This window comes from Spongiibacter sp., from assembly GCF_984394615.1.
On record NZ_CFHTQA010000001.1, the window covers coordinates 48,478 to 72,914 of the forward strand.

At 58.0% G+C, this 24,437-nt stretch carries 22 protein-coding genes; 10 read left to right on the forward strand and 12 right to left on the reverse strand.

The window, feature by feature from the left end; all coding sequences use genetic code 11:
• Window positions 1–12 precede the first annotated feature (12 nt).
• Complete coding sequence (queG, locus tag AC5DB9_RS00210; RefSeq protein WP_272992476.1) at window positions 13–1,101, forward strand: tRNA epoxyqueuosine(34) reductase QueG; 1,089 nt, start codon at window positions 13–15, stop codon at window positions 1,099–1,101.
• Window positions 1,102–1,107: 6 nt separating this feature from the next.
• On the opposite strand, the gene orn is transcribed toward queG, so the two are convergent.
• Entirely contained in the window at window positions 1,108–1,653 is a 546-nt protein-coding gene (orn, locus tag AC5DB9_RS00215; protein WP_286872447.1) for an oligoribonuclease, read from the reverse strand.
• Window positions 1,654–1,752: 99 nt separating this feature from the next.
• On the opposite strand from orn, the gene rsgA reads away from it, so the two are divergent.
• The 3 genes from rsgA to asd all read left to right on the forward strand — a co-directional run bounded on the left by rsgA (window position 1,753) and on the right by asd (window position 4,596).
• Complete coding sequence (rsgA, locus tag AC5DB9_RS00220; RefSeq protein WP_272992470.1) at window positions 1,753–2,757, forward strand: small ribosomal subunit biogenesis GTPase RsgA; 1,005 nt, start codon at window positions 1,753–1,755, stop codon at window positions 2,755–2,757.
• A 102-nt stretch (window positions 2,758–2,859) separates the two neighbouring features.
• Window positions 2,860–3,684, forward strand: coding sequence for a sulfurtransferase (locus AC5DB9_RS00225; protein ID WP_272992467.1), 825 nt, complete (start codon window positions 2,860–2,862; stop codon window positions 3,682–3,684).
• Between the two features lie 72 nt (window positions 3,685–3,756).
• Window positions 3,757–4,596: an archaetidylserine decarboxylase gene (asd, locus tag AC5DB9_RS00230; protein ID WP_272992464.1), complete on the forward strand. Its 840-nt coding sequence runs from the start codon at window positions 3,757–3,759 to the stop codon at window positions 4,594–4,596.
• Here the strand turns inward: asd and epmA are convergent.
• On the reverse strand, window positions 4,593–5,552 hold the full coding sequence (gene epmA / locus AC5DB9_RS00235) for an EF-P lysine aminoacylase EpmA (protein WP_272992461.1): 960 nt from the start codon (window positions 5,550–5,552) through the stop codon (window positions 4,593–4,595). The two genes, asd and epmA, sit on opposite strands and share 4 nt — an antisense overlap.
• A complete protein-coding gene (efp, locus tag AC5DB9_RS00240) occupies window positions 5,553–6,122 on the reverse strand; it encodes an elongation factor P (RefSeq protein ID WP_022958500.1) in 570 nt (189 codons plus the stop codon).
• A 46-nt stretch (window positions 6,123–6,168) separates the two neighbouring features.
• On the opposite strand from efp, the gene epmB reads away from it, so the two are divergent.
• The 3 genes from epmB (at window position 6,169) to AC5DB9_RS00255 (ending at window position 11,106) form a co-directional block, all read left to right on the forward strand.
• The gene (epmB, locus tag AC5DB9_RS00245) at window positions 6,169–7,179 is read left to right on the forward strand and encodes an EF-P beta-lysylation protein EpmB (RefSeq protein ID WP_272992457.1); all 1,011 of its coding nucleotides are present in this window, start codon (window positions 6,169–6,171) and stop codon (window positions 7,177–7,179) included.
• A gap of 73 nt (window positions 7,180–7,252) precedes the next feature.
• Entirely contained in the window at window positions 7,253–9,061 is a 1,809-nt protein-coding gene (locus AC5DB9_RS00250; RefSeq protein ID WP_272992454.1) for a cyclic-di-GMP receptor FimW-related protein, read from the forward strand.
• A 38-nt stretch (window positions 9,062–9,099) separates the two neighbouring features.
• Window positions 9,100–11,106: an EAL domain-containing protein gene (locus tag AC5DB9_RS00255; RefSeq protein ID WP_272992451.1), complete on the forward strand. Its 2,007-nt coding sequence runs from the start codon at window positions 9,100–9,102 to the stop codon at window positions 11,104–11,106.
• Here AC5DB9_RS00255 and serB read toward each other — a convergent pair.
• Complete coding sequence (serB, locus tag AC5DB9_RS00260) at window positions 11,082–12,320, reverse strand: phosphoserine phosphatase SerB (RefSeq protein WP_022958504.1); 1,239 nt, start codon at window positions 12,318–12,320, stop codon at window positions 11,082–11,084. The genes AC5DB9_RS00255 and serB overlap by 25 nt on opposite strands.
• A gap of 168 nt (window positions 12,321–12,488) precedes the next feature.
• On the opposite strand from serB, the gene AC5DB9_RS00265 reads away from it, so the two are divergent.
• Complete coding sequence (locus AC5DB9_RS00265; RefSeq protein ID WP_272992446.1) at window positions 12,489–13,697, forward strand: hypothetical protein; 1,209 nt, start codon at window positions 12,489–12,491, stop codon at window positions 13,695–13,697.
• Here AC5DB9_RS00265 and parC read toward each other — a convergent pair.
• Complete coding sequence (gene parC, locus AC5DB9_RS00270) at window positions 13,694–15,952, reverse strand: DNA topoisomerase IV subunit A (RefSeq protein ID WP_272992443.1); 2,259 nt, start codon at window positions 15,950–15,952, stop codon at window positions 13,694–13,696. The two genes, AC5DB9_RS00265 and parC, sit on opposite strands and share 4 nt — an antisense overlap.
• A gap of 125 nt (window positions 15,953–16,077) precedes the next feature.
• On the opposite strand from parC, the gene AC5DB9_RS00275 reads away from it, so the two are divergent.
• Together AC5DB9_RS00275 and AC5DB9_RS00280 are read left to right on the forward strand one after the other, a co-directional pair.
• Window positions 16,078–16,332, forward strand: a complete 255-nt coding sequence (locus AC5DB9_RS00275; RefSeq protein WP_022958507.1) for a hypothetical protein — start codon at window positions 16,078–16,080, stop codon at window positions 16,330–16,332.
• A gap of 306 nt (window positions 16,333–16,638) precedes the next feature.
• A complete protein-coding gene (locus tag AC5DB9_RS00280; RefSeq protein ID WP_272992438.1) occupies window positions 16,639–17,121 on the forward strand; it encodes an FKBP-type peptidyl-prolyl cis-trans isomerase in 483 nt (160 codons plus the stop codon).
• On the opposite strand, the gene AC5DB9_RS00285 is transcribed toward AC5DB9_RS00280, so the two are convergent.
• The 7 genes from AC5DB9_RS00285 to rbfA form a co-directional block, all read right to left on the reverse strand.
• Complete coding sequence (locus AC5DB9_RS00285; protein WP_272992435.1) at window positions 17,118–17,981, reverse strand: alpha/beta hydrolase; 864 nt, start codon at window positions 17,979–17,981, stop codon at window positions 17,118–17,120. The two genes, AC5DB9_RS00280 and AC5DB9_RS00285, sit on opposite strands and share 4 nt — an antisense overlap.
• The gene (locus AC5DB9_RS00290) at window positions 17,963–19,789 is read right to left on the reverse strand and encodes an Lnb N-terminal periplasmic domain-containing protein (RefSeq protein ID WP_272992431.1); all 1,827 of its coding nucleotides are present in this window, start codon (window positions 19,787–19,789) and stop codon (window positions 17,963–17,965) included. The genes AC5DB9_RS00285 and AC5DB9_RS00290 overlap by 19 nt, the downstream gene beginning before the upstream one ends.
• A 68-nt stretch (window positions 19,790–19,857) precedes the next feature.
• Window positions 19,858–20,340, reverse strand: coding sequence for a DUF3015 domain-containing protein (locus tag AC5DB9_RS00295; protein ID WP_022958512.1), 483 nt, complete (start codon window positions 20,338–20,340; stop codon window positions 19,858–19,860).
• A gap of 178 nt (window positions 20,341–20,518) precedes the next feature.
• Window positions 20,519–22,630, reverse strand: a complete 2,112-nt coding sequence (pnp, locus tag AC5DB9_RS00300) for a polyribonucleotide nucleotidyltransferase (protein ID WP_022958513.1) — start codon at window positions 22,628–22,630, stop codon at window positions 20,519–20,521.
• A 71-nt stretch (window positions 22,631–22,701) separates the two neighbouring features.
• A complete protein-coding gene (gene rpsO / locus AC5DB9_RS00305; protein ID WP_022958514.1) occupies window positions 22,702–22,971 on the reverse strand; it encodes a 30S ribosomal protein S15 in 270 nt (89 codons plus the stop codon).
• Between the two features lie 127 nt (window positions 22,972–23,098).
• Window positions 23,099–24,034, reverse strand: coding sequence for a tRNA pseudouridine(55) synthase TruB (gene truB, locus AC5DB9_RS00310; protein ID WP_272992422.1), 936 nt, complete (start codon window positions 24,032–24,034; stop codon window positions 23,099–23,101).
• A 2-nt stretch (window positions 24,035–24,036) separates the two neighbouring features.
• Window positions 24,037–24,426, reverse strand: coding sequence for a 30S ribosome-binding factor RbfA (gene rbfA / locus AC5DB9_RS00315; RefSeq protein ID WP_272992419.1), 390 nt, complete (start codon window positions 24,424–24,426; stop codon window positions 24,037–24,039).
• Window positions 24,427–24,437: the final 11 nt, after the last annotated feature.

A 24,437-nucleotide genomic window follows, 5' to 3' on the forward strand; every position in this document is an offset into this window, starting at 1 on the left:
CGCCGACAGCCGATGAGCGAACACGCCACCCCCGACCTGACCCACCTCGCCACCGAGATCAAGCGGTGGGGACAGGAATTGGGCTTTGCCCATATCGGCATCGGCACCGCCGACAACCACCCCCATGCACAGCGACTTAACGAGTGGCTACAGAAAGGCTATCACGGCGAAATGGGCTATATGTCGGCGCGCGAGGCGCTACGCGCCGATGCCAACGCCCTCCACGAAGGCACGGTGCGCGTGATCAGCGCCCGAATGGATTACCTGGCCGGCGGCGAAGACGCCAATACCGTGCTGCAATCGCCGCAGAAGGCGTATATCTCACGCTACGCGCTAGGCCGCGACTACCACAAGCTGATACGCAAGCGCCTGTCGCAGCTGGCCCAACGCATTGAGCAGCAGGCGGGCGGGCGGCACCGCGCCTTTGTTGACAGCGCGCCGGTGCTGGAGCGCGGCTACGCCGAGCAGGCAGGACTGGGCTGGATTGGCAAAAACAGCATGCTCATCAACAGCCGCGCCGGCTCCTGGTTTTTTCTTGGCGAGATATACACCAGCTTGCCACTTCCCATCGATGCCCCGCAGGAAACCAGCCACTGTGGCAGTTGCAGAGCCTGTCTGGATGATTGCCCCACGCAGGCTATTGTCGCCCCCTATCAGGTCGATGCGCGGCGCTGTATTTCCTATCTGACTATTGAGCTGCACGGCCCGATTCCTACCGAGCTGCGCAGCGCTATGGGCAATCGCGTGTTCGGCTGCGACGACTGCCAGCTTGTCTGTCCATGGAACAAGTTCGCACAACCCAGTACTGAGGGGGATTTTGTGCCCCGCCACCAAATGGACAACAGCGAACTGCTCTCTCTGTTTCAGTGGACAGAAACGCAGTTCCTGGAGCGGACAGCCGGCTCAGCGATTCGGCGCATTGGCTACCCTCGCTGGCTGCGCAATCTCGCTGTCGGACTGGGGAATGCGCCCCACGACCCGGCGATTCTTCAGGCGCTTCAACAACGTCGCACCGAGGTCGAGGAGATGGTCGCGGAACATATTGATTGGGCGATCGCACAGCAACAGCAAAAAGCGGCACTGATCGGCAGCGATCGCTGAGGACGCCTAGTCGAGGCGGAGGAAATGCTCGCGATAGTGGCGAAGCTCGGCAATGGAGTCGCGAATATCATCCAGTGCCAAATGGCTGGCATTCTTTTTCAAGCCGTTGAGAATATCCGGCCGCCAGCGGCGGGCCAGCTCTTTCAGGCTGCTGACATCCAGATTACGGTAATGGAAATAGCGCTCCAACTGCGGCATTTCCCTCGCCAGAAAGCGGCGGTCCTGACAAATGCTGTTGCCGCACATCGGGGATGCTCCCTCGTCCACATGTTTGTAGAGAAATTCCAGCGTCAGACGCTCCGCTTCCTCCGCCGTCATGCAGGTCTCTTTGACCCGCTTGACCAAGCCAGACTGCCCATGCTGGGTGGTATTCCATTCATCCATCGCCGCCAACACCTCATCAGACTGGTGAATCGCCAATACCGGCCCCTCATCCAGGGTGTTGAGATCGGCATCAGTCACCACTGTGGCAATCTCAATAATATGGTCGTTCTGGGTATCCAGACCGGTCATTTCCAGGTCAATCCAGATCAGATTTGTAGCTTTGGACATCGTCATACCTCCGCGCAGGCGGCTCCCAGCTTGGTGCCTGAAGCGTGGATTGTAACAGCTCATCAGGTAATATGAGCGACTGTTCATACAGGGCCGATAATGAGTAAACGCCGAATCAGCCGCCAGCAGCGTTGGCGCATCGAAAAAATCCAGGCGGAGCGCAGCGCGCGCGCGCAGCGCCGCGCCGACGACGCCGAGTCGTCGCTCAACGAGGGTGAGCTGGGGCCGGAACAGACCGGTATCGTCGTCAGCCATTTTGGCCAGCAGCTCGACGTTGAAGGCCGCGACGGCGAACAGCAGCGCTGCCATGTGCGCAGCAATATCGACGGACTGGTCACCGGCGACCGGGTGATCTGGCGACCCGGCAAACCCACCGGCGTGGTGGTTGCACGCGAGCCACGGCAGTCACTGCTGCAGCGCCCGGACAACTTCAACAGATTGAAGCCAGTCGCCGCCAATATCGACCGGATTGTCATTGTGATCGCTCCGGAACCACTGGCCCACGCCAACCTGATTGACCGCTACCTGGTCGCGGCGGAGCACAGCGACATCACCCCGATGCTGCTGCTAAACAAGGCCGACCTGCTCGACCCAAAGCGCGATGCCACACTGCTGGGCATGGTAGAGCGCTATCGGGACATCGGTTACCACCTGATCACCGCCTCCTGCAAAGAAGACGGCGGCTTGAGCGAGCTGAAGCAGCTCCTCGACCAGCACATCAGCGCCTTTGTCGGCCAGTCCGGCGTCGGCAAGTCCTCGCTGGTCAATCACCTGCTGCCGGGCACCGACACCCGTGTTGGCGCGCTGTCTGAAGCCCATGCCAAAGGACGCCACACCACCACGACCGCGCGGCTCTACCACTTCCCGGAGGGCGGCAGTCTGATTGACTCTCCCGGTATTCGCGAATTCGCGCTGTGGAATCTCGGGCCGGAGGAAGTGCTGCACGGTTTTGTCGAGTTCCGCCCGTTTATCGGCCACTGCCGCTTCCGGGACTGCAAACACGAGCAGGAGCCGGGCTGCGCCCTGCGTGAAGCCGTTGAGCAGGGCGATATTCACCCCGAGCGCTTTGCCAGTTACCAGCAAATTATCGACAGTATTCGCTGAGCTCTCATTGAACACCACAGCGCCTTCGCGGGTCACAATGGGTACATCGTCGCGGACGCAGACAAGCTGCTACAATCCGCCCAGCTAAAAGGGGTACTGACTATGAGCGACTTACCGCTACTGATTGAAGCCGCCGATCTTGAACAGGCACTGGACACACCGGAATTGCTGATTCTCGACACCAGCAGCCGGGAAAACTACCTGCGCCACCATATTCCGGGGGCCCTGCATATCGCCCCCGCCGAACTCCAGCGCGGTGAAAAACCCGCCGTTGGCAAAATTCCCCACGAGGAACAACTCCAGGCCCTGTTTTCACGAGTGGGCCTGCGCACGGACAGCCACGTACTGGTCTACGATGACGAAGGCGGCGGCTGGGCCGGGCGCCTGATCTGGACCCTCGACGCTATCGGTCACCACCGTTACTCTTACTTGAACGGCGGTCTTCACGCCTGGCTGGCGGGCGACCACCCGGTAGAAAGTGGCGAGAACACCGCCGAGCCCAGCGAGCTGGAGATTCATATCGACAGCACCCCCATCGCCGAGATCGAGGATTTCATCACGCTGCTGGACAACCGCCAGCTTGTCATCTGGGATGCTCGCTCCCCCGAGGAATACCGAGGCGAAAAAGTGCTGGCCGAGCGTGGCGGCCACATCCCCGGCGCCGTCAATCTCGACTGGCTGGAACTGATGGACAAGGCCAACAACTATCGTTTCAAAGACTTAGATAGTCTGAAGGCCAAGCTGGAGTCGCTGGGCATTACCCCGGACCGCAGCGTGATTACCCACTGCCAGACCCACCACCGCTCTGGCCTGAGCTATTTGCTGATGAAAATTCTCGGCTACCCGCACATCAAGGGCTATCACGGCTCCTGGGGCGAGTGGGGCAACCGGAGCGACACCCCCATTCGCGAGGGCGGCGAGCCCTGATTACCGGCAGCAAGCCACCGACACATTACCAACAGATAACCGGCTCACAACCACACTGATAGAGACAAGGCCTTGGATACCGCATTTATTATTCTGCAATACCTGTTACCCCAGCACCTGCTGTCGCGCCTGGTCGGCAAACTTGCCGAGTGTCGCCTGCCCTGGCTGAAAAACCTGCTGATCCGGCGCTTTATTACTCAGTACAAGGTCGACATGAGTGAAGCAGTGGAGAGCGCACCGGAGGCCTACGCCAACTTCAACGCCTTTTTCACCCGGGCACTGAAAGACGGCGCCCGCCCCATCGCCGACGCCCCGGTTGTCTGCCCTGCCGACGGCGCGATCAGCCAACTGGGGGAGATCAATCGCGGTCGGATTTTTCAGGCCAAAGGCCAGGATTACAGCCTGCAAACCCTGCTGGGTGACGACAAGGCCCTGACCGCCGAATTCGACGGCGGCAGCTTTGCCACGATCTACCTGTCCCCCCGCGACTACCATCGGGTTCATATGCCGGTAGACGGCACCCTGCGCAGCATGACCTACGTGCCGGGCAAACTGTTTTCAGTCAATACCACCACGGCGGAAAATGTGCGCAGCCTGTTTGCCCGCAACGAGCGCGCGATATGCGTGTTTGATACGGAGTTCGGGCCCATGGCCATGATTCTGGTCGGCGCAATGATCGTCGCCGGAATTGAAACCGTGTGGGATGGCCAAGTCGCCCCGCCGCCGCGCCAGCTCACAACACGCAGCTATCCGCAGGAAGCGCCGACACTGAAAAAAGGCGAGGAAATGGGCCGTTTCAAACTCGGCTCCACCGTCATCCTGCTGTTTGGCAAGGATAAAATCGACTGGCTGGACAAGTTTGAAGCCCTCACGCCTACCCGGCTGGGCGAGGCGCTGGCGGAGCGGGATTAAACCCGCTCCAGCGGAAAGGCAATCACCTCATCGATGCGCTCAGCACCCAGACTGAGCATCACCAGCCGGTCAAACCCCATGGCCACGCCGCTGCAGGGCGGCAGACCGGCGCCCATCGCCCCCAGCAAATAGCGATCAATCGGCGGCAGCTCCTGCCCGGCCGTTTTGCGTTGCTCGTGATCGCGGCGGATTCTGCGCAACAGCTCACTGGCATCACGCAGTTCATCGTAGCCATTTGCCAGTTCCAGTCCGCCACTGAAAGCCTCAAAGCGGCGCGCAAGCGCCAGCCCATCGCGGCTATTTTCCACCTTTGCCAGCGCCGCCTGTGAGGCAGGAAAGTCGTAGACGAGAGTGAGTTCTTCAGGGTCGAATGCCGCCTCCACAACCGTGGACATCAGCAGTTGTAACCACATGTCCCGATCGTTGCTGTCGAAGTTCAGCTCCAGATGTCCGACCGCGCAATCGCGCAAGGCATCCACCGAGGCGGTAAACGGGTCCAGCCCCGCATGTTCGATAAATGCCTGCCGATAACTCACATCCCGGCGTGGACGCTCACCGATCAGGGTGTTGATGAGCGCGACGACCTCATCCATCAAAGCTGGCAGCGGCATATCCGGCCGGTACCATTCAAGCATGGAGAATTCAGGGTTGTGACGCCCCCCTCGCTCACCGCGACGGAACGCTTTGCAAAGCTGATAGATCGGCCCGCTACCCGCTGCCAGCAGGCGTTTCATGGCAAATTCAGGAGAGGTTTGCAGGTAGAGAGGATGATCGCCCGACAGGGGATCGGTCGCCGCAATAGCGTCAATATTCGGATCAGTGACCGGCGCGGAGGCCAACAGCGGTGTTTCCACCTCCATCACCCCGCGCGCCGCAAAGAACTGCCGAACCGCCATCAGCAGTTCGGCGCGGCGCCCCAGCGCAGCCAGCGTTGCAGTGGGACGCCAGTCGCGCAATTAGCTTTTCACCCGGCTAACGTATTCACCACTGCGGGTGTCAACACGAACGACTTCGCCCTGACTGATGAACAAAGGCACTTTGACCACAGCGCCAGTACTCAGGTGCGCAGGCTTGGTACCACCTTGGGCGGTATCACCTTTAAGACCGGGGTCAGTTTCCACAATTTCCAGCTCGACAAAGTTGGGCGGAGTAACCGACAGCGGCGCGCCGTTGTAAAGGGTCACGGTGCACAGGTCCTGCTCTTTCAGCCACTGCGAGGCATCGCCTACGGCTTTGGCATCGGCCTGAACCTGCTCGAAATTATTGGGGTCCATGAAGTGATAGAATTCCCCGTCGTTGTAGAGGTATTCCATTTCATGATCCATCACATCGGCACCTTCCAGCGATTCACCGGATTTGAAGGTCCGCTCCCAAACACGGCCGGTGTTGAGGTTGCGCATCTTCACGCGGTTGAAGGCTTGGCCCTTGCCGGGCTTTACAAATTCATTATCCAGAATTGAGCAGGGCTCACCATCGAGCATCACTTTCAATCCCGAACGAAATTCGTTGGTAGAATAGACAGCCATGATTATCCTCAGCGACTGGGTTTACGCGTAATTGAAAAAGGGCAACATGATACCTCTTAACGCGCCATATTGGCAGACTGCAGATTGGCAGGAACAGTACCGCTCAATGATTCGCGACCCGCAGCAACTGTTCGAGCGTTTGCAGCTAAACCCGGAGGAGCGCCCGGACCTCAGTGCGGCGCTGCGAAGCTTTCCCCTGCGCGTGACCGAGGCCTTCGTCGCCAAGATGCAAGTCGGCGACTGGGAAGACCCCCTGTTGCTGCAGATATTGCCACAGCAGGCCGAGGTCGACGTTACACCCGGCTACAGCGACGACCCCCTCGACGAGGCCAGCGCCAACCCCATACCCGGGCTGATCCACAAATACCACGGGCGGGTGCTGCTGATTACCAGCCCGGCCTGCGCGGTTCACTGTCGCTATTGCTTCCGGCGCAATTTCCCCTACAACGACAACCGGCCCAGTCTGGCAGACTGGCAGCAGGCCATCGACTATATTGCCAGTCACCCAGAAATCAGCGAAGTCATCCTCAGTGGCGGTGACCCACTGTCACTGCCCGATGACTATCTGGCCAGTCTGCGCGACCGACTGGCCGCCATCGACCACGTCACCACCCTGCGCCTGCACACCCGCATGCCGCTGGTGTTACCGGCGAGGATTACCGAGACGCTACTGGACAGTCTCGAGCACCCAAGGCTGCAGACGGTCATAGTGATCCACAGCAATCACACCAATGAACTGGATAGCCACAGCGAAGCCGCCCTCCTCGCTTTGAAGCACCGGGGGTTTACACTGCTCAACCAAAGCGTGTTATTGCTCGGCATCAATGACAACGCCGACACGCTATCTGCGCTGAGTCGACGTCTATTCGCCTGTGGAGTGCTACCCTACTATTTACATGTCTTGGACAAAGTGAACGGCGCCAGTCATTTTGAGCGCAGCGACGAGGACGCCGTCGCGCTCGCCGAAGCGATGCTTGCCCGACTACCGGGCTATCTGGTGCCCAAACTGGTTCGGGAAGAACCCGGGGCTCTAAGCAAACGCCCACTTGCGCTATGATGGTGTAACGCGTAGAAAACAATTCTGAGCAGCCATCGATATTTATCGCCCTGTCATAAAAAAGCGGACGACAATGAACAGCACCTCCAGCCTGTTGGTACCCTTGCCAGAAATCAATCGCCATCAGCACAGCCTGTTTGTGCTGAACGCCACTGCTGTGGGCAAATGGCTGGATACGCTGCCCCGCGCCAATCTCGGCGAGACGACCCGCCGTCTCTACCAAGCGCTGGGTGAATTAAGTCACGTTCGCTGCAAAGGCAAAGACCGCTTCGATATTCTCGAAAAATTTAGACCTCATGTGCACTACATCACCGACGGCCTGGCTCAGCATTACCTGAATAAAGCCATCGTACTGCCGGAAAAAGCGGAAAAAATTGTCCTGCTGGCCGATACGCTCAATACCGTACTCGCGCAGGGCTACTGTCAGGCATTCATCGCCATGGAGCTGGAATCACGCCTGCTCAAGCCCAAAGAAACGATGGCGGCCTGTCTGCATCGGGCGATGACCGAACACGCGTCGGTACTGCTGCGCACCTACCAACTGTACCGCTCACCAGGTTCGCGCTTCTGGCTGAACCTGCACAATATTTTCCACGCCGCTCAGCTCCACAAACTGGAGCGCGCGAAAATCAGTGACAAGTCCCGGGGCAGCGGCACGCTCGAACAAGCCTACCTGCGACCATTGATGCTCGCCTGCAGCCGCTGTCATCAGATGCCACAGCGGTATATGGAGCAGGTATTTGTTGGCTTGAACTACTGGACGGCGCATGTCGAGCTGCGCAACAAGGGCCTGGAGAGCTGTGTCTTCCTGTTAGATCCGGAAGAAGATCGCCCACCGCTTTACCGTGAACTGGCCAACCGGGCTCCGGCACCCGGCTGGCTGGGCATCGATACTCGCGCACTTCAGGGTGGCAGCGCCAAATTACTGCACCTGATTCCTCCTTCCTCGCAGGGCAAGTCCATTAAAATGCCGGAGTCGCTACTGGCACAGCTCAGTATCGCCTGGAGCGCAGCGACGGTCCGAGCCTCTGAGCGCATCCCCTGCAATGAAACAGCGCTGATCACCGTGGGCATGAACCCCACACATTATTACGCCGCAAATCAAATGCCGTTCGAGCAGTTCGAAATCGACGGCGATGATGCCCACCTCCGCCCGGACCCCTACAGTGGAAAAACACAAGAGGGTGACCCCTGGTCGCAGATAAGCAGTCACGACACTCGCGAAGTGGAAGGAGAAACACTACCGACCTGGGGCGTCAGTCGTCATGGTTCGGCGGAAATCGAAAATATTGACTACCGCTTACCCCAGGACGGTCCAGTAGCCGGAAAAGCAGAAGCCCAGTACAGCTACCTGCGTGCCCGGCTCCTCGACAGCAGCAGCAATGGCTATCGGATCGAATGGCCAGATTCACCAACCCTGCGCATCCGTACAGGGGAGGTCATCGGCATCAAAACCAATGACTACGACAGCTGGCGTGTTGCCATCGTCCGCTGGCTGCGCAGTGATGACAGCCATCAGATGGGCGTGGAAGTCGTGGCCTCAGCCGCAACGCCCTACAGCGCACGACCTGTTCAGGCCGGGCTGCCTGTCGAAGAGTTTCAGCGTGCACTACTTGTTCCCAGCGACCCGCAAAACAACGATGCTCGCATCATGCTTACCAGCACAGCGTCATTCTCTGCCGGGCAGACCGTCGAACTCGTGCGACCCGGCCATGTTATGCGCATCAAGCTTGGCGACTGCCTCGACAGTTCAACCGCATTCAAGCTATTCAGTTACCGGGATCAAGGACGCACCCCGCCAGTAAGCGAAGGAAAGCTCACCGCGTCACACCGCGATGATGAAGGCGAAGCCGACTTCCATAAAATATGGGATATTCTGTAGAGACAAGCGCCTGTATTGCGCTCAGTATCTGAGGCACTATGACCCGTAATTCTGCCAACAAACTGCTGTTCATCGGCCTGTCGGACGACGACGCCGAGGACATCGTCAGCACCTTTCGCCGGGCGGGTAAGGTTGCGCATACACGCAGTATCAGCGATGGGCCACAGCTGGAAAAGCTGCTTGGCGACGAGCGCTGGGATCTCATTTTCTTCGACGCCATGCGCTCCAGCCTGCCGATTGAGCAATGCGGCAAAATTTTGCGGCACCTGAGCTGTGATCTGCCTCTTATCTACCTCAATGACGACGAGGGGCTTCCACTGCCCGATGAGGCAGTGAGCCTGATTCTCAGCAGCCACAATCGCAGTCGCTTGTTCATGCTGGCACAGCGGGAACTGCAGGCCCTGGAAACCCGCCGCGAGCTAACCGCCACGCAACAGGCACTGCAGGAAGAACAGCAGCGCAACAGCCTGCTTCTTAATACCCATCAGGACGCGGTTTGCTACATCACCGACGGCATGATCATCTATGCCAACGAACTGTTCTGCCAGCGCATGAATCAGGAAGAGCTGGACGGTTTTCCGATTGTCGACCTGATCGCCAACAAGGATCAGGAGCGCTTCAAGAACGCACTGAAAAAACAGTCGCAGACAGATCAGGGCACCCAGTTTGAAGTCAGCTTTGTCGATGCCGACAATCAGGAGTTCAAAGCCAGTATTCACTGCGACAATGCCAGCTACGATGGCGAGGCATGCATTCAACTCACCCTGCATGACAATTCGACGGAAGCAGCCACTGGCCACCTCGACCCGTCCACGGGACTGGCTAATCGCCGGTACTTCCAGCAACTGCTTCAGGACTTTGTCGACACCCAGCGCAACAGTAACAGCACGCTGCTCATCCTCAAGCTGGATAACTTCAGCAAGCACCGCCATGACCTCAAACTGTCAGGCGTGGAATTGCTGTTTGAGCACCTCAGCGAGCGCATTCAGACGCTGCTGCCGGCACAACACTACGGTCGCATTACCGATGACATGATTGCCGTGATCGCGCACCACGTACCCAGCCAGCGCGCGCTGGAAATGGCGAACGAACTGCTTAGAGCCATCGAGGGGGAAATTTTTGAGGTGCGGAAACAATCGCAGCAGTGCACATTGAGCGCGATTATTCTGCCCATCAACCACCTTACCGCGCCGCACGCAGCCTCGTTAATGGACAACGGCTACGATAGCCTGCAGCGACTAGCGCAATCCGGCGGCAATCACGCCGAGATTTATCACCGGGATCGCCAACAGCTTCAAAGCCGGGGCAGCATCAGCGACGTGATCGATGAAGCCTTCGCCGACGAGCGACTGCAAATTTTATTTCAACCGATCATTAACCTCAGTGAGGCCGACGGTGATTACTACGAGTCGTTTCTGGATATTCGCGACTGGCAGGAAGGCGAAGTCACCGCCGGCGAAATGCTTCGCGCCATCGAGGGCGACCCCGGCAACAACAAGCTCGATCGCTGGATCGTGGTCGAAACCACCAAACAACTAGCCAAACGCCGCGGTGATGGCGACGACATTAACCTGACGATCAATCTCAGCGGCAATGTCTTTCACGATGAAGAATTCTGTTCCTGGCTGGGTGTTGCGATGAAAGCCGCCGGTCTGCCCGGCAGCGCCGTCACTCTGCAATTCAGCGAAGAGAGTATCGCCAACTCCCTGAAGCCGGCATTGGACTGTTGCCGACAGCTGGCAGACATGGGCGTAGGCGTAGCCGTGCGCAACTTTGGTCGCAGCAAGGGTGGCAATAAGTTCCTTCAGCATGTGCAGCCGCGCCTGATCAAACCCGGCGTGCGCAAGACTGACAGCCTGAGCACCGAAGAAATTCGCGATATTATTGAAGGCGGGCGCCGCCTGAACAGCCGGGTATTGATCCCCAATGTGAGCAGTGCCGCCAGTCTGGCCGTATTGTGGCAGCTGGGCCCCGACTTTATTCAGGGCAGCTATGTGCAGGATCCGTCGCCGGAGATGAGCTACGAGTTCGCGACGTTCGGCTGATGCGGTGAAGTGAGACGGTCACTGATCCCCAGCAAATAAAGAATGCCGTCCAAGCCCAATGTCGAAATCGACTGTTTGGCATTTTCCCGCACAATCGGTTTGGCCCGGAATGCAATCCCCAAACCGGCAATGCTCAGCATGGGCAGGTCGTTGGCACCGTCACCGACCGCGATGCACTGCTCCATATCAATGCCTTCCTTGCGGGCAATTTCCTGCAATAGCTCGGCCTTACGCTGGCCATCCACCACCACACCACTGACCTCGCCGGTGACTTTGCCATCCTGGATAGCCAGCTCGTTGGCATAGACATAGTCGATTCCCAAGCGCTCCTGCAAAAAGCGCCCGAAGTAGGTAAAGCCGCCCGACAGAATCGCCGTTTTATAGCCGAGACGCTTGAGCGTCGACACCAGGCGCTCGGCGCCTTCGGTAATCGGCAGAGCCTGCGCGATCCCTTCGAGCACGGACTCGTCCAGCCCCTTGAGCAAAGCCACCCGCGCGGCAAAGCTCTCTTTGAAATCAATCTCGCCGCGCATCGCCCGCTCGGTGATTTCCACCACCTGCTCACCGACTCCGGCAGCCCGGGCCAGCTCGTCGATCACTTCAGCCTCGATCAGCGTGGAATCCATATCGAAGGCCACCAGGCGGCGGGTGCGCCGGAACATACTGTCTTCCTGATAGGCAATATCGATATCCATGGCGCTGGCCAGCTGCAGCAGCTCCCGGCGAAAGTCTGACGCGTCCACCAGATTGCCCCGCACCGACAACTCCACCGAGGCCTTGGCTTGCTCGTCGACGCCCTCGAGTGGCACGCGGCCCGACAAGCGATCAATACGGTCGATATTCAAACCGTAGCGAGACACAATCTCGGTCACCCGGGCAATGTGCCGGGCACTGATCTTGCGCGCCAGCAGCGTGACGATATGCCGCTGCTTGCCCTGCCCCGCCACCCACTGCTGATAACGCTCGGCCTCAACCGGGAGAAAGCGCACCTGCAACTGCATTTCATGGCAGCGAAACAGTACATCTTTGAGGATGCTCGCCGCTTCAGTGCCCGCTGGCAGTGACACCAGCAGCCCCAGTGACAGGCTGTCGTGAATCACCGCCTGACCAATATCAAGCACCGTCACCTCGTGATCGGCGAGAATACCGGTAATCGAGCTGGTCACGCCGGGGCGATCGTCGCCGGCGATATTGATCATGATGATTTCGTTCACACTGCCCCCTTGGTTTGCGCGCTATTGTAGCGGGACTGCCGGTTTCGCCCAAGCACACCATGCGCGAAAGGCCACAATTTCACAGCTGTGCGAAGAAGCCTGCCTACCGCCGCTGCAGGCTTGCTATACTCGCGCCAGCAACCTCACTCTTCAGCCCGGGAACACGCCATGCTGAAACAGCTTTTACGCCTGCCACTGTCCGCCAAATGTGGCTTGGTAGCCGCTCTGATCTGCGCCCTGGCAGGGCTGACGCTGCTGATTACCAGCATGACCGCAAGCAAACAGATTCTGCTGGAAACGACTCGCCTCATAGGCCAGCAGTGGACAAATCAACTGGCTTCACAGAGCCAGCAGTCGCTGCTGCGCAATGACCGCGTCAGTCTGCAGGCCATTTTGCAGGACTATATCAACAGCCCATTGATCGTCTACGGCAGCATCAAAGACAGCCGCGGCAATGCGCTGGCGGAAGCCGGCGTGCGCAGCGAACAACACCTGCACTACCAGGCGGGTGTGGCAGCCGACGGACGCCTCGGGCAGGTGGAGCTGTCGCTGAGCAGCGAATTGATCGGCAATGAAATTCGCGACCTCGGCAAAACACTCCTGCTGCTCACCGCGATTCTCTGCTGCCTGAGTTATGCGCTGCTGGCCGTCCCTATGCGCAATATCGAACGCCACATCCAGCATGCGCGCCAACGACTGGCGCAACCCATGCAGGATGACGTAAGTGATTATCCCGGTGAGGATTGCCTGGGAGACTTACTCGACGAAATTCACAATCCACAGATTCGTCTGATGCAGGCCGACGACTACCGCTACCGCGACTACGTGGTATTGCACTGCCAATGGCAGGCCTATGACGATCTGAAACAGAAGATGAGCCCGGCACACTTTGCCGAACAGATTGATACCACCTATGCCCGCAGCGAGGCCATCGCCCGCCTCTACCATGGCGAATTAATGCTGCGTCGCCACCACGCCATTACTCTGCGGTTCTTTGAACTGGAAGACTGCGACCCGCCGTTGTTCCGGGCGCTGTGCGCCGCCGACCTGCTGCAAAAGCTGGATCGCAGCCTGAAAATTCGTCCGGGTATTGCGCGCATTTGCGAACAGGGTGCCCCCTGGCAAATTGCAGCGAAAGAGTGTGAGACGGTAGATCAGCTGCACGACATTACCGCGAGCGGGCAGGGTATCTGGCTGGATGACAACTGCCGTCATCACGAGCGACTGGATGCCTGGGTAAGCTGCCGCGGCAATCGCGTCGGCAGCCTGAAACCACCCTACGACGAGCTGCTCAACCGCCAGCACATGCAGTTGAAACAGCTCAGTCTGAGTCAGCTCAAAAACGACATGTCGTCTGAAGAAACCGAAGACGCTTAGGCGCCCGGCACTAACTCCAGTCCGTCGACTTTCTGGAAACCTCTGGGCAGTTTGTGGCCGCGGCGGCCGCGCTCACCCAGATAGTGTTCCAACTCGGACAGTTTCAGTGTCAGGTGGCGCTTGCCCGACAGCACCTTAATACTGTCTGCAGAACCCATCACCGCCATTGCCACCAGCAGTTCTTCGCGGCTGGCCGCTCGCGCCGAGGGAATTCCCAACAGCTTATTGCCCTTGCCGCGCGCCATGATCGGCAGATCGCTGGCCGGGAACACCAACATGCGGCCTTCGCTACTGATCACCACCACATAGTGCTCGTCAATGCCCCCTACGGGCACGGGCGACATCACCCTCGCCCCCTTGGGCAAACTGAGCGTCGCCTTGCCCGCTTTGTTCTTGCCGTGCAGCTCACCCAGTTTGGCGATAAAGCCATAGCCCGCATCAGAGGCCAGCAGGTAATGGCTGTCATCGCCCCCCATCAGCATGCCTTCAAAGCTTACCCCTGACGGCGGATTGATACGCCCGGTCAGCGGCTCGCCCTGCCCCCGCGCCGAGGGCAAATTATGCCCGGGTAGACTATAGCCACGGCCGGTACTGTCGAGAATCAGCACCGATTGATTACTGCGTCCGCGCGCGGCCAGCTTGAAGCGATCGCCGGATTTGTAGTTCAGCGATTCTGGGTCGATATCATGGCCCTTCGCCGCCCGAATCCACCCCATTTCAGACAACACGACGGTAATCGGTTCGGCCGCCACAATGTCTTCTTCGGCAAAGGCCCGGGCTTCGTCACGCTGCACCAGCGGCGAACGGCGATCGTCGCCGTACTCCTCGGCGGTGGCGGTCAATTCCTTGCGCAGCAGGTTCTTCATGCGGCGCGTCGAACCCAGCGTCTGCTCCAGGTCATCGCGCTCTTTGGAAAGCTCGTCCTGCTCGCCGCGAATTTTCATTTCTTCCAGTTTCGCCAAGTGGCGCAACTTCAGTTCCAGAATCGCTTCAGCCTGAATATCGCTGATACCAAAACGCGCCATCAGCACCGGCTTGGGCTTGTCCTCTTCACGAATGATGGCAATGACTTCATCAATATTGAGAAAGGCGACCAGCAGGCCATCGAGGATATGCAGTCGCTTGAGCACTTTATCCAGACGGAATTCCAGACGGCGCCGGGTGGTCTGGGTCCGAAACTCCAGCCACTCATTGAGAATGCAATCCAGACTTTTTACCTGCGGGCGACCATCAATGCCGATCATATTCAGGTTAACCCGGTAGCTGCGCTCCAGATCGGTGGTCGCAAACAAGTGGTTCATCAGCGACTCGGCATTAACGCGATTCGAGCGCGGCACAATCACCAGCCGCGTTGGGTTTTCGTGGTCGGACTCGTCGCGTAAATCTACGACCATCGGCAGCTTCTTGGCCTGCATTTGCTGAGCGATCTGCTCCAGCACTTTGGAGCCCGAGGTCTGGTGCGGCAGCGCCGTCACCACAATATCTTCCTGTTCGCGATGCCACACGGCGCGCATTCGCAATGAACCGCGACCGGTCTCGTACATCTTGCGAATATCTTCCGGCGGCGTGATCAACTCAGCATCGGTCGGGAAATCCGGCCCTTTCACGTGCTCACACAACTCGGCAACACTCGCTTTCGGCTCATCGAGCAGTCGCAGGCAGGCACTGACCACCTCGCGAAGATTGTGTGGCGGAATATCCGTCGCCATGCCCACAGCAATGCCGGTGGTGCCATTGAGCAGAATATTGGGCACCCGTGCAGGCAGTGTCGCCGGCTCGTCCAACGCACCGTCAAAGTTTGGCACCCAGTCCACCGTGCCCTGTCCCAGTTCACTGAGCAGTACTTCGGCATAGTTCGTCAGTTTCGACTCGGTATATCGCATGGCGGCGAAGGACTTGGGATCATCCGGTGACCCCCAGTTCCCCTGACCGTCAATCAGCGGATAACGGTAGGAGAAATCCTGTGACATCAGCACCATGGCTTCATATACCGCGCTGTCGCCGTGGGGGTGGAACTTACCGATAACATCGCCCACGGTGCGCGCCGACTTTTTGTACTTGGCGCTGGCCTTCAGACCGAGTTCGCTCATGGCATACACAATGCGCCGCTGCACTGGCTTCAGGCCATCGGCAATATTCGGCAGCGCGCGATCGAGAATGACGTACATGGAGTAATCCAGATACGCCTTCTCGGTGTAGGACTTCAGGGGAATCTGCTCGACGCCGTCGGCACCGATCACAATATTGTCTGACATAAATACGGGTTACTCTTTCTCGATATTCACTGAGAGATGACAGATCCGCTCATACGTGTAATTACGAAGCGTTTTGCCAGGCACAGCGACCTATACTGGCTCCACATGATGCGGAGGGTTGCGACATGGCAGTATCAAAAGTAGTGACGTTATCCGATTACCGGGAAAACGCACAACAGATGCAGATCGACGACATTAGCGCACAGGCGTTCCTGTTTCTACAGGAACAGGCGCAAGAGAACAATGTTCCCATGCGAAAACTGTTGATGGAACATTTGTTGGGCATCGCCTGCGTCGTAAAAGCCGTCGAGGGCCTGGACGAAGCCCAGAACTGGCTGGCGCTGATCAGCGACGAACTGGATCAGGAACTCGCCAATTAACCGTGCCGCGCACTACTGCGCGGTCGTTTTGCGTTTACCACAGCGTTCACAGCGATATACCGTGACCAAACGCCCCTGCTTCACATCAAACTGACTGTTCTTTTCAACTTTCCACTTATGATGCCCTTCCCGACACAGACTACTCTGTGCCGTCGGCTTCCGTTTTCGCGGGCCGAATTTCACTACCTCGCCCATTTTCCACTCCGTCTTTAGTCGGCCCGGTCTTCAGCGCTATCCCGGCCGGGAATCTGGCGGTACTATACGCGCCTTGAACACGCCATCAGACAGATTATTTCAGGGGGAGCAATGCAGATCGACAAAAACAGCGTGGTTGCCTTTCACTACGAACTGCGCGACAGCAGCGGCGACGTACTCGAAAGTAACTTTGACGAAACCGCTACGCTGTATCTACACGGCGCCAACAACATTCTCCCCGGCCTGGAAAAAGCCTTTGCGGGACGGGAAGCCGGCGAAGAATTCGAAACCACGCTACCACCCGAGCAGGCCTATGGCATTGTTCAGGAAAATCAGCGTCAGCGCATCCCCGCCAAATACCTGAAACACGAAGGCAAACTGAAGCCCGGGCAAATCGTCCGCTTCAATACTGACCAGGGCATGCGCACGGCCACCGTACTGAAAGTCGGGAAATTCTCTGTCGATATCGACAGCAACCACCCCTTGGCAGGCAAAACGCTCACCTTCCGTATTCGGATCGACAGTGTGCGCGAAGCCACCGCCGACGAACAAGCCCACGGCCACGCCCACGGCGAAGGTGGGCACCAGCACTAATCTGGTGGAGCCCACTGCCTCAGGCTGCTGGCAATAAAGTCCAGCAGCGCCTCCCGACCTTCAGGGCGTTGAAAGGTTTCAATATGCCCGCCATCGTAAAGAAATAATTGCTTCGGAGCTTTCGCCGCCGCATATAAACGCCGCGCATGCTCAACGCCAATCACCGCGTCCCGCTCACCGTGAATCAGCAGTAACGGTGCAGGCGAAATAGCCGGCACACTTTCGGATAAATCGTAGCCATCCGGCATCGCCCACGCAGCGGGATACTGAAAACTCCACGTCAGCCAATGCTTCGCCGCCTGTTCTTTGGCAATCCGGGCATACTCACTGAAACCGGCATCCAATACGACACCCGCGAGGTGTCGACGCCCGTCCGGTGGCAGGCCAGTCACCGCCGCCCCCATCAAACTGGCCCCCAAGCTCTGCCCCAGGGCGAACCAGGGCAGGCCCGTTTCCTTGTCCTCAAGCCAGCGCACGGCCACTTGTAAGTCGCTGACCGCCCCCGCCACACTGGGATAACCGGTAGAGCGGCCGTATCCGCGATAATCCACCAGCAGCACATTGATTCCCTGCGCAGGCAACCAGTACACACCGGCCAAGTGGGTGCTGATATTTTCCGCATTGCCATGCGCGAAGATCAGAGTCGCCCGGGGAGTCTCGGCGGGCAACCACCACGCGTGAAGCGTCACGCCACCCTCGCCATCTAGCACGACATCCTCGTAGGTAACTCCGACCTCCGCCGGTGTGCGCAACAGCGTCGACTGGGGATAGAACAACAGGGCTTCGCAGCCCGACAGCAAACCGACGAGCAGCACAAGACTGAAAGCACGGAGAATGCGCATCAGAAGAAGCGCCGCCAACTGAGCTCAACCCCTAGCGAATCGCCCCAGGGCTGATCGCGATAATCAAGCTGTAGTCGCCACGCGCGATCCGCTTGATAGGCATAGTTGGCCGTCGCACTGAGCTGTTTGCGCTGACCGGCACCGGAGAAATCCATCCACCGCGCAGCCAATTCCGCCGACAACACCGCCCCCTGCCAGACTTGACCGATATTGACCATCGGCGCCAGACGCCAATCCTCTCGAAAATCACTGTTGTATTCCATGCGCACACCGGGCATGGCGTATGCAATGCCACCAAGCCATTTTGTACTGACGCCACCGCCCGCGCTCAGTTGCGCAACAAGAGGCTGACTCGGCGCATCATCCAGTCGCTCCAGACCAAAATTCACCTGCCAGCTGATCGGTGAGAAAAATTCGTCCCGCGGCGACAGAGAGCGTATATCCATGATGGTGAACTCCTGAAGACGCAAGCCCTCCCGCTCCTGCCAGCGCAGGTTTATATCTCCCATCACTAACGTGGCACCAGGCGGATAGCCTGATTGGCTATCCAACGCATCGTGATAGCTGATGCGATAGTTGAGATCGGCATAGGCCAGCGACGCCTGCGCCGACGCGTCCGACAGGTCACGCCACCCGGCATTCACCGCCAACAGGGAGGTACGATGTCCAAAATCCGATCGAGCAGGGGGCGTCACCGCAATATCGTCAGCGGCTTGCAAAGCCTTTGCCTGACGAAGAAGGCGCAAGCTTCGCTCTGCCACCTCCTCACTGCGAACGTCTCGATTACTCTGGTAGCGCAAGTAGCGGTAGGCAGTAAATACTATCTGCGCCTGACGACTTTGGGCTAATGCGCTATCCAGGTCATCGACCTCGCCTGCTGCCAGGCGCCTCACCCATTCCTGCTCCGACTCGCTGAGTGTCTCCAGCAGCGTCTCCAGCTCCAGTCGTTTCGAGGGGCGATATTTCACCTCGTCGACCATTTTCGCATCCACCACTGCACGCACGGTATCGACCGGCATGGCGGCATACTCGAAAGGGCTGGTGAGATCGATACCGGGGCGTGCGACTTCCAACAACTCCAGCAAACGGAAAGAACAGTTTTCGTCGAAGAAAAAATAGTCGAAGTTAATATCGCGCAATTCCCAGACATGGCGCAGAAGGCGATCCATTTCCGCCATACTCAGGTTTAGCTGATACTCCCACATATCGCGGTTTTCCAGCCGGCTGTATTCCTGAATTTTCTGGTAGTAAGGCTGCATGCTGAACAAGCCGGGATAACCGCCAAAGAGGCCCCGGTACGCATACAAAATATCGTTTTCACCGGGAGGGATATTGGCACCGAAGTTAAGCGCATAGGCAAGGAAATCGGAGCGACTGCGGTCTCCTCCCGGGGTAAAACGCAAAAACGTGTGACCGTACATGGATGACGGGCTATTGAGGTAGCTCGCCGCCAGCACCAGCGAGACTTGCTGAACGTCCAGGGTCTCTCGCCATTCGCGGTACTCGTCACACACCGGCGCCGACGCAGGAATCAAAGAACGATCCACCAACCACTGAGCCCGAGCCGGATAGTCACAGCGTCGAAGGGGCTGGGAAATAAACTCGCGTCGCGTCGCCTGCAACTCCGCCAAAGGATCAAGGTGACCAGACGGACTCAAGAAAAAACGCGGATCATCAACGTAGCTTTGCGCGCCAGAGCGAGGGTAATGCAGCAGGGCCCGCCATTGCGGATCCTGACTGAACTTGTCGAGTTGCTTGTCGAGGCCCGCATTGGCGATTGCAGGCATCAGCACACTGAGTGCCACACTGAAAATTAGGAAACGCATGCGCCCTGTCCATGATAAAAAAACGGCCCCGCAGGGCCGTCGTCGCGCTGTTTAGTAGTTCGCGCGCATCAAGACACGTACTTAGACAGTGTCGCGTCTTGCTTCATCAAGCTGACAATTGAGCCCATCACAGCTTCTGCATCAACATTGGCTGCAGGGAACAGGCTGTCGAAATTGCTGTGCAGCGTTTGCTTGAACAGCGCACGATCTTCTTCTGCGATGCCCATTGATACCGCTACAGCCGTCAGTGCTTCACCATCACCCATGGCAACGTCTTCGGAGAACTCATCCATGATCTGTCCCAGATTCACCATGGATTTTCCGCCATAAGTCAGCGTGCCGTTGGCAGAACAACCGTTGGTACCTGAGGTCATGCCGAAGCTGGCGTTACCGGATGTGCCATTAGTAATAGAGGCAACGAGGTGAGCGGGCAGGCCTGACTGACCAGAGAACAGCATGTTGCCCCAACCACAGTTAGGACCACCGGGAGCGACAGCGAAGCTGGCACTGGAAGCCGCCAGGAACGCCGATGCAATCAGCACTTTTTTCATAATTGTTCCTCTTGTTGTAGATTCCCTTCGCACCAAAATGGCGCTGAATCTGAGATTATCACAGCACTAAGCCTTGTCTAGCGATAATCACTGCAAATTCCGCAAGTTGAGACGCGGCGGTATTTCAGGCACAAAAAACCCCGCCGTGGCGGGGTTTTCAGTACAGCTCAGCGAAGGCTTATTCTTCGCTGGTCGCCGCTTCCTCAGCATCGACTTCTTTCATCGACAGCTTGATACGGCCGCGCTGATCTACGTCCAGCACTTTGACTTTCACCTGCTGACCTTCTTTCAGGTAGTCATTGACGTTCTCGACACGCTCATCAGAAATCTGAGAGATGTGCACCAGACCGTCTTTACCCGGCAGGATGGTCACGAAGGCACCGAAGTCAACGATGCGTGCCACAGTACCCAGATAGGTTTCACCCACCTCGGCTTCCGCGGTGATCGCCAGAATACGATCCACGGCGGCATCGCGAGACGCCGCATCAGCACCGTATACCCGCACGGTGCCATCGTCTTCGATGTCGATCTGCGCTTCAGTTTCTTCACAGATACCACGGATCGTTGCACCGCCTTTACCGATGATGTCGCGAATCTTGTCGGAGTCGACTTTCATCACGTGCATGCTCGGTGCGTTGTCGGAAACACCATCGCGAGACGCAGACAGTACCTGGTTCATCTGACCCAAGATATGCAGACGCGCTTGCTGAGCCTGCTCCAGAGCCACTTCCATAATCTTCTGGGTGATACCTTCGATCTTGATATCCATCTGCAGAGCAGTGATACCGTCGGCAGTACCGGCCACTTTAAAGTCCATGTCGCCCAGGTGGTCTTCGTCGCCGAGAATGTCGGTCAGCACCGCAAAGCGCTCACCTTCTTTAACCAGACCCATCGCGATACCGGCAACAGGCGCTTTCAGCGGCACACCGGCGTCCATCAGCGACAGACTGCCAACACAGACTGAAGCCATGGAGCTGGAACCGTTGGATTCGGTGATTTCCGATACCACACGAACGGTGTACGGGAATTCCTCAGCCGTCGGCAGTACCGCAGCCAGACCGCGACGGGCCAGGCGGCCGTGACCGATTTCGCGGCGACCGGTGCCGCCCATACGACCACACTCACCTACCGAGTAGGGAGGGAAGTTGTAGTGCAGCATGAAGTTGTCTTTGCGCTCGCCTTCCAGTGCGTCAATCAACTGCGCGTCACGGGTCGTACCCAGCGTGGCAACACCAATCGCCTGAGTTTCACCACGGGTGAACAACGCAGAGCCGTGCGCCTTGTTCAGCATGCCGACTTCAACAGAGATGGGACGCACAGTACGGCCATCGCGACCGTCGATGCGAGGCTCGCCATTCAGGATGCGCTGACGAACAATTTGTTTTTCCAGCTTGCCGAAAACGCCTTTCACATCTTCTGCATCAAACTGCGGCGCATCGCCGGAAGCCAGTTGCTCAACAGCTTGATCGCGCAGTTTACCGACTTCAGCGTAACGCTGCATTTTGTCAGTAATGCGGTAAGCATCGCCCAGACCGGCTTTGAAACCCTCGGCAACAGCGGCCATCAGGGCTGTGTCTTCGGGCTCAGGCTGCCAGTCCCAGGCGGGCTTGGCGGCTTCGGCGGCCAGCTCGTTGATCACCTTGATCGCGGCCTGCATTTCCTGATGCGCATACAGCACGGCACCCAGCATCTGGTCTTCGGTCAGCTCTTGCGCCTCTGACTCAACCATCAGAACCGCGTCTTGAGTCCCTGCAACCACCATGTCCAGCAAGCTACCTTTGAGCTGGCTGTAAGTCGGGTTCAGCAGGTAACCGTCTTCAGCAGTGAAGCCAACACGGGCAGCACCAATAGGACCGGAGAAAGGGATACCCGAAACGGCCAGGGCCGCGGAGGTACCAATCAGTGCGGCAATATCCGGGTCGACATCTTTCTCAGAAGACATGACCGTACAGACGACCTGCACTTCGTTTTTGAAGCCATTGGGAAACAGCGGACGAATCGGACGGTCGATCAGACGTGAGGTCAGCGTTTCTTTCTCTGACGGGCGACCTTCACGCTTGAAGAAACCACCGGGGATTTTGCCCACCGCATAGCTGCGCTCTTGGTAGTGCACAGACAGCGGGAAAAAGTCCTGGCCAGGCTTGGCGGATTTGGCGGCAACCACGGTACACAACACTTGTGTTTTGTCCATGGTGACCAGAACTGCGCCGGTCGCCTGTCGGGCGATGCGGCCAGTCTCCAGAGTGACGGTGTGACCGCCCCACTGGAAGGTTTTTGAAACGGGATTCACAGATTATTACCTCCCTAAAAAGGGGTTACAAAAGTATGAGGGGGCCGTCGGCCCCCTCAGTTATTCTTCTTTTAGCGACGCAGACCCAAACTTTTGATCAGCTTGCTGTAACGCTCCTGATCTTTGCGCTTCAGGTAATCCAGAAGCTTGCGGCGCTGGTTAACCATACGGATCAGACCACGGCGAGAGTGGTGGTCTTTCTTGTGGCCTTCAAAGTGGCCTTGCAGCTTGTTGATGTTAACGGTCAACAGTGCAACTTGAACTTCCGGAGAACCGGTATCGCCTTCGGCAGTTTGATACTCTTTTACAACTTCAGCTTTTTCAGCAGCAGACAGTGCCATGGGTATTTCCTCTCTGATATGCGTGAATAAACGAGCCTGACCGTGCATATCTACAGACAGGTTCGGAAGGTCTTCCCTTCAGATACAGTTCCGGTTTGGGCTAGGCCGACAAACCAGCGGCGCATTATCACATATTTGCCAGCAAACGACGAGGCGTAACACGCCCATCATCCAATATTTCCCCGATTCCCATAAACTGTGGCTGAGCATCGCCACCCCGGTAGAGTCGTAACAAGGGCCCTTCGGGCAATTTCGGCACGAATACCGCCTGCCCCTGCACGAGGAAATCGGCTGTCGTATCGCTCAGCGATACCGACGGAATATGCTGCAGCGCTGAGTCCAGCGGCAGCAGCAGGGTGTCCAGCTCGTCAAATGCCTCGCGATCTCGCAGCGGCTGAAGCTGCTCGAAGCTCAACGCCTGAGATTCTTCAAACGGCCCTGCCTGCAGTCGACGCAGCGCCGCAACGTAGCCGCCGAGCCCCAGCGCTTCGCCAATATCCTCCGCCAACGAGCGGATATAGGTTCCCTTGCTGCAATGCACCAGCAAACTGACTTCGGCGCGCTCCCCCGGCACAAAGCTTTCCAGCTCCAGGCGACTGATCGTCACCGGCCGGGCTTCACGCTCGACTTCAAGCCCTCGACGCGCCAGCTCGTAGAGCGGTTTACCATCTCGCTTGAGTGCCGAATGCATCGGCGGCACTTGCAAAATATCGCCGCGAAACTGCGACAGCACGGCTTCGACCGCCTCTCGCGTCATTGCCGAGGCATCCGCCTCGGCAATGATCTCGCCTTCGGCATCACCGGTACTGCGGCGCTCACCAACAATCACCGTGGTGCGATACACCTTGTCGGCGTCCAGCAGGTACTGGGAGAATTTGGTGGCTTCGCCAAAGCAGATAGGCAACACACCACTGGCCAGCGGATCGAGCGCACCGGTGTGCCCCGCCTTGGCCGCTTTATAGATCGCCCTCGCCACAATCATGGCAGAGTTCGAACTGCGCTCCAGGGGCTTATCAAGAACCAGAATGCCGCTAACCGAGCGACCTTTGCGACGACGCCCCAAGCTCAGGCCTCGCCGTCGTTGTCGGCCTGGCGGCTGCGATCAGAATCCACCGCTTTTTGAATCAGTGCACTCAGGCGCTGACCGCGGTCGATAGAGGAGTCAAAGTAGAAACGGAGCTGCGGCGTTGTACGCGCGTTATTAATTCGCGCCACCTGACTGCGAAGGAAACCAGCGGCCTTATTCAACGCGGCCAACGATTCCTCAGCCTCCTGAGCGGTGTTTTTACCCATCACCGTGACATACACCTTGGCATGACTGAGGTCGCGACTGACTTCAGCGTCGGTCACACTCACCATGCCAATGCGCGGGTCCCGAAGCTCAAGCTGGATCAACGTCCCCAGCTCCCGCTTCAGGAAGTCGGCGATGCGGGCCGTGCGGCTGAATTCTTTCATTGGCAACGGCC